Source organism: Kitasatospora sp. NPDC057940 (assembly GCF_042887425.1).
Classification (GTDB): domain Bacteria; phylum Actinomycetota; class Actinomycetes; order Streptomycetales; family Streptomycetaceae; genus Kitasatospora.
Genome location: NZ_JBHVPH010000031.1, coordinates 68,588 through 77,881 on the forward strand (window position 1 = coordinate 68,588; position 9,294 = coordinate 77,881).

Below are 9,294 nucleotides of genomic sequence, written 5' to 3' on the forward strand. Positions count from 1 at the left end.
CGTTGGTCAGTGGCTATGAGGCCTGGCTGACCGAACTCATGTTGAAGTCCGCGACACGCACGGGTGGCATCGCGGTGCGGGTGAAGTAGTCGCTCCACTCGCGGGGCAGGCAGCGCTCGGTGCGGCCCGCCTCGGTGATCCGGTCCAGCAGGTCCACCGGGGACTCGTTGAACCGGAAGTTGTTGACCGCGCCGACGACCTCGCCGTTCTCGACCAGGTAGACGCCGTCCCTGGTCAGGCCGGTGAGCAGCATCGTCGCCGGGTCCACCTCGCGGATGTACCAGAGGCAGGTGAGCAGCAGGCCGCGCTCGGTGCGGGCGATCATCTCGTCCAGGGTCGGCGCGGCGTCCTGGCCGGCCGTCTCCAGCACCAGGTTGTCGCCGAACGGGCGCAGCGGCAGGCCGGTGAGTCCGGCGGAGTGGCGGCTGGTGACCAGGTCGGTCAGCACGCCCTCGCGGATCCACTCGGTGGCGTCGATCGGCAGGCCGTTGTCGAAGACCGAGACGTCCCCGCCGGTCGAGTGCGCGAGGACGAACGGCACCGACTCCAGGCCGGGTTCGGCCGGGTCCGTGCGCAGCGTCAGCGGCAGCCCGGCGAGCTTGTCGCCGATCCGGGTGCCGCCGCCGGGCTTGGAGAAGACGGTGCGGCCCTCGTGGGCGTCGCGGCCGACGGCGGACCAGGCGAGGCAGAGCATCAGGTCGGCGACGGCCGACGGCGGCAGCAGCGTCTCGTACCGGCCGGCGGGCAGGTCCACCTTGCGGGCGCCCCAGCCGAGGCGCTTGGTCAGCTCGGTGTGCAGGGCGGTGACGTCCACGTCGGAGAAGTCCCGGGTGGCGGCGCCGGCCCAGGCGGAGCCGGACAGGTCGGCGGTCTTGGCGTTGATCTCGACCATGCCGGTCGGCTGGTCGTGGCGCAGCCGCAGGCCGGTGGAGGTGCCCAGGTAGCTGCTGACCACCTCGTGCCGGGCGAAGCCGTACAGCAGTTCGCCCTGCGCGGCGGCCCGGGCGAAGGCCTCGCCGAGGGCCGGGCCGAAGGCGTCGAACACCGCGATCGAGGTCTCGGCGGGCGGCCGGGTGAAGTCCGGGGAGGACGGCCGGTCGGCCACCAGCGGCTGGGCGTCCTCGGCCGGGCCGGCCGCGCGGGCGGCCTCCTCGGCGGCGCGGACCAGGCCCTCCACCTCGTCCGGGGCGACGGCCTCGCGGGAGACCACGCCGGAGGCGGTGCCCTCGGCCCCGGCCACGGTGGCGATCACGGTGAGGCGGCGGCCGCGGGTGACGCCGTTGGTGGTCAGCGAGTTGCCGGCCCAGCGCAGGTTGGCGGTGGACTCCTCGTCGGCGATCACCACGCAGCCGTCGGCGCGGGCGAGGCCGAGTGCCAGCTCGACCAGTTCGTGGGGCTGCATCGCGGTCATCAGTGACCCGCCTCCTGCTGGGTGTTGAGCACGTTGACGTTGCGGAACAGCGCCGACGGGCAGCCGTGGCTGACCGCCGCGATCTGGCCGGGCTGCGCTTTGCCGCAGTTGAAGGCGCCGCCGAGGACGTAGGTCTGCGGGCCGCCGACCGCCGTCATCGAGCCCCAGAAGTCGGTGGTGGTCGCCTGGTAGGCGAAGTCCTTGACCTGGCCGGCGAGTTCGCCGTTCCTGATGGCGTAGGCGCGCTGGCCGGTGAACTGGAAGTTGTAGCGCTGCATGTCGATCGACCAGGAGCGGTCGCCGACGATGTACAGGCCGTTCTCCACCCCGGCGAACAGGCCCTCGGTGTCCGGGCCGTCGGCGGCGGGCTGGAGCGAGACGTTGGCCATCCGCTGCACCGGCACGTGCGCCGGGGAGTCCGCGAAGGCGCAGCCGTTGGAGCGCTCGAAGCCCTTCAGCTTGGCCATGCCGCGGTCGAGTTGGTAGCCGACCAGGGTGCCGTCCTTGACCAGGTCCCAGGACTGGGTGGCGACGCCCTCGTCGTCGTAGCCGATCGTGGACAGGCCGTGCTCGGCGGTGCGGTCGCCGGTGACGTGCATCAGCTCGGAGCCGTACCTGAGCGAGCCGAGCCGGTCGAAGGTGGCGAAGGAGGTGCCGGCGTAGGCGGCCTCGTAGCCGAGGGCGCGGTCCAGCTCGGTGGCGTGGCCGATCGACTCGTGGATGGTCAGCCAGAGGTTGGACGGGTCGATGACCAGGTCGTAGCGGCCGGCCCGGACGCTCGGCGCCTTCATCTTCTCGGCCAGCAGGGTGGGCAGTTCGGCGAGTTCGGCGTCCCAGTCCCAGCCCGTTGCGGCCGGGCCCCGGCCGTCGGTGGCCGCCCCCCGGCCCCCCGTGAGGTACTCGAAGCCGCGCCCGACCGGCGGGGCCAGCGTGCGCATCGAGTCGAAGGCCCCGGTGCGCTCGTCCACCGAGGTGGCCTCCAGCGTGGGGTGCAGCCGGATCCGCTGCTGGGTGGTGACGGTGCCCGCGGTGTCCGCGTAGAACTTGTTCTCCTGGACGGTCAGCAGGCTCGCCTGGACGTGCGAGACGCCCTCGGCGGCCAGCAGCCGCGAACTCCACTCGGCGAGCAGCGCGGTCTTCTCCGCGTCCGGCACCTCGAAGGGGTTCACCTCGTACGAGGAGACCCAGGTGGCGTCCCGGTACACCGGCTCGTCGGCCAGCTCGACCCGCTCGGCGGAGCCGGCGGCCCGGCTGATCCCGCCGGACAGCCGGGCCACCGCGACGGCCTGCTCGGCGACCCGCGCCGCCGCGTCGGTGGTGAGGTCCACCCCGGCGGCGAAGCCCCAGGCGCCGTCCAGCAGGACCCGGACGGCGAAGCCGAGTTGCACGCTGTCGGAGGTGCCGGCCGGGCGGGCGTCGCGCAGCCGCCAGGAGGCGCTGCGGACCCGCTCCAGACGGAAGTCGGCGTGGGCGGCGCCGAGTTCGCGCGCCCGGGTGAGGGCGGCGTCGGCGAGGGTGCGCAGCGGGAAGGCGAGGAACAGCGGGTCGACGGCGCGCCCGTGCGGGGCGCCGACGCTGTCGGCCGGAGGGATCGGAGGCAATCGTGCTCCCTGGTCGCGGAGGGTGGCGGTGCGGCGCCGCACAGGGGCGCCCGCACCGCATCATGGCCGGTCCAGGGGGTTTCGGCCAGCGCATTTCGGCCGGTGCGCCGCCGTGGTGGCCGGTCGGTCAGCCGACGATCTCCCACCAGCCGTCCAGCTCCGGCGGGTTGTCCACGTCGACCCGCTCGCCGGGGCGCGGCACGGCCAGCGGGACGGCCTGCGCCTTGGCCTCGACCAGCAGTCGCTCGATCGGCTCGGCCCACGGGTGCAGGCCCAGGTTGAAGGTGCACCAGTGCACCGGCACCAGCAGGCCCGCCTGGAGGTCGCGGTGGGCGCGCACGGCGTCCTCGGGGGTCATGTGGATGTCGGCCCAGGCGGCGTCGTAGGCGCCGATCTGCACCAGCGCGGCGTCGAAGGGGCCGTGCCGGTCGCCGATCCGGGCGTAGCCCTCGAAGTAGCCGGAGTCACCGGTGTAGAAGACCTTGCGGTCGGGGCCGGCGATCACCCAGGAGCCCCACAGGGTGGTGTTGCGGGTCAGGCCGCGGCCGGAGAAGTGGTGCGCCGAGGTGAGGGTGAGCACCAGGTCGCCGAGGGTGCAGGTCTCGTCCCAGTCCAGCTCGATGATGCGGTGCTCCGGGACGCCCCAGCGGCGCAGGTGGCCGCCGATGCCGAGCGGCACCGCGAACGGCGCGGACTGGCTGCGCACCAGGCGCTTGACCGTCGCCATGTCCAGGTGGTCGTAGTGGTCGTGCGAGATCAGCACGGCGTCGACCTGCGGCAGCTCCTCCAGTTCCACCGGCACCGGGTGCAGCCGCTTGGGACCGACGTGCGCGGCGGGGGAGCAGCGCTCGCTCCAGATCGGGTCGAGCAGCACCCGGGAGCCCTCGATCTCCACCAGCGCGGAGGCGTGCCCGTACCAGGTGATCGCCACGCCCTCGGCGGCCGGGCCGGGGCCGCCGGCGGGGCGGACGGTGGGCACGGGGTGGGCGGGGACGCGGCCCTCGCGGTCGAACAGCATCCGGCGGACGGTGCCGCGGTCGATGTCCGGGGCGGTGGTGGCCCGGGCCAGGGTGGAGGGGGCGTTGTGGAAGACGCCGTCGCGGTACTGCGGCGAGTCGCGCACCCGCTCCTCGTGCTCGCCGTCCGGCCGCCGGCCGAACGCCGCCGGCAGGTCGCGCAGCGACCAGGCGGCCGCTCCCAGGCCGGCCGCGAGGGCGGTCAGGGCCAGCAGCCGTCCGTTTCGGTGGGTGCTCCTGGGCCGTGCCTTGGTCATGCGCCCTGCCTTCGTTCCTCGCGGGACCCTTCGGGGATCGGTACGGCCGGTCCCGGGTCGGCCCACACCACGGGGGCAACGGGTGCGCGGGGCCGTGTTGTTCCCGTACGGCGGCGTCGGCTCGGCTCCGGCGGCGGTTCGGTCGGGGCGGCTGAGCAGGTGCGGGGCGCTGCGGGTACGGATTGTCGGATTGCGACAGTTCCTCCGGTGCGGCGCTGTGGGAGCCCGATGCGCCGACACCGCCGACCGCCCGATAGCGTCACACTGCGTACGCGTTCCGACGTACGTCCGCACACACGGAGAGAGGTGGATCGTTGAGCCGCTCGGTTCTCGTCACCGGAGGAAACCGGGGCATCGGCCTCGCGATCGCCCAGGCCTTCGCCGAGGCGGGTGACAAGGTCGCCATCACCAGCCGCTCGGGCGAGGTGCCCGAGGCCCTGGAGAAGTACGACGTTCTCGCGGTGCGCTGCGACATCACGGACGCCGCGCAGGTCGACGCCGCCTTCACCGAGATCGAGGAGAAGCACGGCGCGGTCCAGGTGCTGGTCGCCAACGCGGGCATCACCAACGACACCCTGCTGCTGCGCATGTCCGAGGAGGACTTCACCTCCGTCCTGGACACCAACCTGACCGGTGCCTTCCGGGTGGTCAAGCGCGCCTCGAAGCTGATGATGCGGGCCCGCAAGGGCCGTGTCGTGCTGATCTCGTCCGTGGTGGGCCTGTCCGGTTCGCCGGGCCAGTCGAACTACGCCGCGTCCAAGGCGGGCCTGGTCGGCTTCGCCCGGTCGCTGGCGCGTGAGCTGGGCCCGCGCAACATCACCGTCAACGTGGTCGCCCCCGGCTTCGTCGACACCGACATGACCGCTGTGCTCAGCGACGAGCGCCGCGCGGAGATCGTCTCGGGCGTGCCGCTGGGCCGCTACGCGTCGCCCGCCGAGGTCGCGTCCACCGTGCGGTTCCTCGGTTCGGACGAGGCCGCGTACATCACCGGAGCCGTCATTCCCGTGGACGGCGGATTGGGCATGGGTCACTGAGCATGACTGGAATCCTCGAGGGCAAGCGCATCCTGATCACGGGTGTGCTGATGGAGTCCTCCATCGCCTTCCACGCCGCCAAGCTCGCCCAGGAGCAGGGTGCGGAGATCATCCTCACCGCGTTCCCGCGCCCGAGCCTGACCGAGCGGATCGCGAAGAAGCTGCCGAAGCCGGTCACCGTGCTGCCGCTGGACGTCTCCAGCGCGGAGGAGCTGGCGGGCATCGCCGACACGGTCCGCGAGCACCTGCCGACCCTGGACGGCATCGTCCACTCGATCGGCTTCGCCCCGCAGGACGCCCTGGGCGGAAACTTCCTGGACACCCCCTGGGAGTCCGTGGCCACCGCGATGAACGTCTCGGCCTTCTCGCTGAAGTCGCTGACCATGGCGCTGCTGCCGCTGATGCAGGACGGCGGCTCGGTCGTCGGCCTCACCTTCGACGCGCAGTTCGCCTGGCCGCAGTACGACTGGATGGGCCCGGCCAAGGCCGCCCTGGAGTCGACCAACCGCTACCTGGCGCGCTACCTGGGCGAGCGGGACATCCGCTGCAACCTGATCTCGGCCGGCCCGCTCGGCTCGATGGCCGCCAAGTCCATCCCGGGCTTCGGCGACCTGGCGGACACCTGGAACCACCGCTCCCCGCTGAAGTGGGACCTGACCGACCCGGAGCCGGCCGGCCGCGGCATCGTCGCGCTGCTGTCGGACTGGTTCCCGAAGACCACCGGCGAGATCATCCACGTCGACGGCGGTCTGCACGCCATCGGCGCCTGACCGCTCCGCCGCACACCGCTGCCCGGCGCCCCTCGTGGGGGTGCCGGGCAGCGGCGTTCCAGGACGTTCCGGGGCTTTCCGGGGCGCCTCAGGCGTCGGCGGGGGTGCACGCGCCGATGGCGCGGCCCGCCTCGACGGAGGCGCGCTGGGCGTCGCCGGCCCGGATGGCGTCGAGGATGGTGGCGTGGCCGATGTAGCGCTCGGCGACCAGCTCGGGGCCGACGTCGTGCCGCAGGTGGGCGCGGGTGACCTCGCCGAGGTCGGCGTAGACGGCGGCCAGCACGTCGTTGTGGGCGGCGGCGACGACGGCCTGGTGGAACGCGGCGTCGGCCTGGATGAAGTCCTCGGCGTCGCCGGAGTGCCAGGCGCTCTCGCGGCGGCCCAGCGCGGCGTCCAGCAGGCCGAGGTCGCGGTCGGTGCGGCGGGCCGCGGCGAGGCCGGCCGCGGAGGTCTCCAGGGCGGCCCGCAGCTCGGCGACCTGCGCCTGGTCGGCGTCGGCGAAGCGACGGTGCATGACCCCGGCCAGCTCGCTGGTGGCGAGCACGTACGTGCCGGAGCCCTGGCGGATGTCGAGCAGCCCGTTGTGGGCGAGGGCGCGGACGGCCTCGCGGACGGTGTTGCGGGCGACGCCGAGCTGTTCGACGAGTGCGGCCTCGGTGGGGATGCGTGAGCCGACGGGCCACTCCCCGGAGGTGATCTGGGCGCGCAGCTGCGCGATCACCTGGTCGGACAGCGGGGTGCGCCTCGGCGAGGACAGCGCCACGGGTACTCCTTGCGGCTACGGTTCGATGGACGGGGCCGGCGGGTGGGAGGGCCGGCGTCCGGTGGGGGAGCGGGTCGGCACATCATGCCAATTCGAAGGTGCGCCGATTCATCCCATCATTCTATGATGGTGCCCATGCCTCCCGCAGCAGACACCACCGCCTCCCCACGAACCGAGGCCCGGCCGCAGACCGAGCGGCCCTCCACGCCCTCCTCCGGCAAGTACCTGGGCTGGCTGTTCGCCGTCGCGATCGCCGCCGCCGCCTTCAACCTGCGCCCCGTTGTCACCAGCCTCGGGCCGCTGCTCGACCAGGTCCGCGCCGACCTCGGGATGAACCCGACGCTCGCCGGGCTGCTCACCGCCGTCCCGTCGCTCTGCTTCGGCCTGTTCGGCTTCGCCGCGCCCTCGATGGCCCGGCGGATCGGCCCGATCGCCGTGATCACCGCCGGCATGGGCGCGATCACCCTGGGCGTGCTCTCCCGCTCCTTCGCCGGCGGCACCGCGGTGTTCCTGCTGCTGACGGCGCTCGCGCTGGCCGGTGTGGCGGTCTCCAACGTGCTGATCCCGGTGGTGATCAAGCGCTACTTCCCGGACAAGGTCGGTCCGATGATCGGCCTGTACTCGATGGCGCTGTCGGCCGGCACCGCGCTGGCCGCCGCCGTCACCGTGCCGATGACCAGCGCGCTCGGCGGCGACTGGCGCTACGGCCTGGGCGTCTGGGCCGGTCTCGCCGCGCTGGCCCTGCTGCTCTGGCTCCCGGTGCTGCTGACCAAGCGCGAGCGCGGCGAGCGCGCGGGCGGGGCGGCCGCCGCCAAGCTGCCGATCACCCGCAGCCGGACGGCCTGGGCGATGGCCTGCTTCTTCGGCCTCCAGGCCACCGGCGCCTACGTGGTGATGGGCTGGCTGCCGAAGATCTTCCAGGACGCCGGCGTCGACAAGGGCACCTCCGGGGTGCTGCTCGCGGTGACCATGGTGATCGGCGTGCCGGTCTCCTTCGTGCTGCCCAACCTGGCCGCCCGCCGCGGCGACCAGCGGCTGTTCGTCGTCGTGCTGGCCGCCTGCGGCATCGCCGGGTACGCCGGGCTGGCGCTGGCTCCGGCCGGTGCGTCGTGGCTCTGGGCGGTCCTGGTGGGCCTGTCCAACTGCGCCTTCCCGCTGGTGCTGACGATGATCGGGCTGCGCGCCCGCACCGCCGGCGGGGTCGCCCAGCTCTCCGCCTTCGCCCAGGGCGTCGGCTACCTGATCTCCATCCCCGGCCCGATCCTGATCGGCCGGATCTACCAGATGACCGGCGAGTGGTACGGCCCGCTGGGCTTCCTGGCGCTGCTGCTGGTGCCGCAGATGCTGTTCGGCCTGCGGGCCGCGATGGCCCGGCACATCGAGGACGAGGCGGTCCACCCCGTGGCGCAGGTCAAGGCCTGACCAAGGGACGGCCAACCCCGAGGGGTCGGTGACCGACGGGCGTGTTCGGGGTGGAAGAATCCCGGACATGCCCGTTCTCGATCCCAACCCGACCGACGGCCGCAAGCAGCTCGGCCAGATCGCCCTGGCGATCGCCGGCATCGTGGTGCTGGTGGCGATCATCGCCTCCGTCGCCGCCGCCATAGGCTGATCCGGTCCCTCCCCCCCGCGTAGCATCGCCGTTCACCGGCCGCCCCCGTTTATCGGAAGGCCGGACGAACGGCGGATGATGACACCCGCCACCCCTGCGAGTGGCGGCATCCGGGAGCACCGCGCCCCGGAGCGGCTTTTCTGCCAAGCTTGCTGGGTATGAGCGCCGACACGTCCCGCAGGATCATCGTTCTCCGCCATGCCAAGGCCGACTGGCCCAACGGCGTGGACGACCATGAGCGGCCGTTGGCCGACCGGGGCCGTCACCAGGCCCCGGACGCCGGCCGCTGGCTGGTCGACTCCGGCATCAACCCCGAGTACGTGCTCTGCTCCACCGCGCTGCGCACCCGCGAGACGTGGAAGCTGGCGGCGCACGAGCTGCCGAAGCGGGCCCGCAAGACCGTGTACGAGGAGCGGATCTACGAGGCCAGCCCCGGTGAGATCATCGCCGTCCTCCAGGAGACCCCGGAGGAGTACGCGGACGTGGTGCTGGTCGGGCACAACCCCGGCGTGCTGGGTCTGACCCAGGTGCTGGCCGGGGACGCGGGCGACCGGGACGCGTTGGAGCGGCTGCGGCTCGGCGGTTTCCCGACGGCGGCGATCGCGGTGCTCAGCTTCAGCGGTTCGTGGAAGGGCGTCGAGCCGGGCGTGGCCGCGCTGGTCTCGTACCACACGCCGCAGGACTGACCCCGTCCGGAACTCCGGGTTCGGTACGGGCTTCCGGGCTCCAGACTTCCGGGGCTCCGGGCTCCGGGCTCCGGGCTCCGGGTTTCGGGTTTCGGGCTCCGGGTTTCGGGTTTCGATGACGACGAGGGGCGCGCGGACCAGGTC

The 9,294-nt window shown here is 73.0% G+C and carries 9 protein-coding genes; 5 read left to right on the plus strand and 4 right to left on the minus strand.

Annotated elements, in window-relative coordinates; translation table 11 throughout:
* Positions 1-13 precede the first annotated feature (13 nt).
* The 3 genes from ACFVTF_RS32770 to ACFVTF_RS32780 all read right to left on the minus strand — a co-directional run bounded on the left by ACFVTF_RS32770 (position 14) and on the right by ACFVTF_RS32780 (position 4,285).
* Positions 14-1,411, minus strand: coding sequence for a metallopeptidase TldD-related protein (locus tag ACFVTF_RS32770; RefSeq protein ID WP_387817761.1), 1,398 nt, complete (start codon positions 1,409-1,411; stop codon positions 14-16).
* On the minus strand, positions 1,411-3,012 hold the full coding sequence (locus tag ACFVTF_RS32775) for a TldD/PmbA family protein (RefSeq protein ID WP_387817762.1): 1,602 nt from the start codon (positions 3,010-3,012) through the stop codon (positions 1,411-1,413). The genes ACFVTF_RS32770 and ACFVTF_RS32775 overlap by 1 nt, the downstream gene beginning before the upstream one ends.
* A 127-nt stretch (positions 3,013-3,139) precedes the next feature.
* On the minus strand, positions 3,140-4,285 hold the full coding sequence (locus ACFVTF_RS32780; RefSeq protein WP_371519508.1) for an MBL fold metallo-hydrolase: 1,146 nt from the start codon (positions 4,283-4,285) through the stop codon (positions 3,140-3,142).
* A gap of 314 nt (positions 4,286-4,599) precedes the next feature.
* On the opposite strand from ACFVTF_RS32780, the gene fabG reads away from it, so the two are divergent.
* Complete coding sequence (gene fabG, locus ACFVTF_RS32785) at positions 4,600-5,319, plus strand: 3-oxoacyl-[acyl-carrier-protein] reductase (protein WP_350887665.1); 720 nt, start codon at positions 4,600-4,602, stop codon at positions 5,317-5,319.
* A gap of 2 nt (positions 5,320-5,321) precedes the next feature.
* Positions 5,322-6,089, plus strand: coding sequence for an enoyl-ACP reductase FabI (gene fabI / locus ACFVTF_RS32790; RefSeq protein WP_371519511.1), 768 nt, complete (start codon positions 5,322-5,324; stop codon positions 6,087-6,089).
* A gap of 88 nt (positions 6,090-6,177) precedes the next feature.
* Here the strand turns inward: fabI and ACFVTF_RS32795 are convergent, their stop codons facing one another.
* Positions 6,178-6,852, minus strand: coding sequence for a FadR/GntR family transcriptional regulator (locus ACFVTF_RS32795; RefSeq protein ID WP_371519514.1), 675 nt, complete (start codon positions 6,850-6,852; stop codon positions 6,178-6,180).
* Between the two features lie 135 nt (positions 6,853-6,987).
* On the opposite strand from ACFVTF_RS32795, the gene ACFVTF_RS32800 reads away from it, so the two are divergent.
* From ACFVTF_RS32800 to ACFVTF_RS32810, 3 genes are all read left to right on the plus strand, one after another.
* Positions 6,988-8,274, plus strand: a complete 1,287-nt coding sequence (locus ACFVTF_RS32800; protein WP_371519517.1) for a CynX/NimT family MFS transporter — start codon at positions 6,988-6,990, stop codon at positions 8,272-8,274.
* Positions 8,275-8,341: 67 nt separating this feature from the next.
* Complete coding sequence (locus ACFVTF_RS32805; RefSeq protein ID WP_279634939.1) at positions 8,342-8,464, plus strand: SGM_5486 family transporter-associated protein; 123 nt, start codon at positions 8,342-8,344, stop codon at positions 8,462-8,464.
* 158 nt (positions 8,465-8,622) lie between these two features.
* Entirely contained in the window at positions 8,623-9,150 is a 528-nt protein-coding gene (locus ACFVTF_RS32810) for a histidine phosphatase family protein (protein WP_371519520.1), read from the plus strand.
* Positions 9,151-9,294 lie beyond the last annotated feature (144 nt).

Excerpts from the sequence above, each read along its gene's own strand:
- ACFVTF_RS32810 (WP_371519520.1), top strand. The coding sequence starts at position 8,623 with ATGAGCGCCGACACGTCCCGCAGGATCATCGTTCTCCGCCATGCCAAG.
- ACFVTF_RS32780 (WP_371519508.1), bottom strand. The coding sequence starts at position 4,285 with ATGACCAAGGCACGGCCCAGGAGCACCCACCGAAACGGACGGCTGCTG.
- ACFVTF_RS32770 (WP_387817761.1), bottom strand. The coding sequence starts at position 1,411 with ATGACCGCGATGCAGCCCCACGAACTGGTCGAGCTGGCACTCGGCCTC.
- ACFVTF_RS32805 (WP_279634939.1), top strand. The coding sequence starts at position 8,342 with ATGCCCGTTCTCGATCCCAACCCGACCGACGGCCGCAAGCAGCTCGGC.
- ACFVTF_RS32800 (WP_371519517.1), top strand. The coding sequence starts at position 6,988 with ATGCCTCCCGCAGCAGACACCACCGCCTCCCCACGAACCGAGGCCCGG.
- fabI (WP_371519511.1), top strand. The coding sequence starts at position 5,322 with ATGACTGGAATCCTCGAGGGCAAGCGCATCCTGATCACGGGTGTGCTG.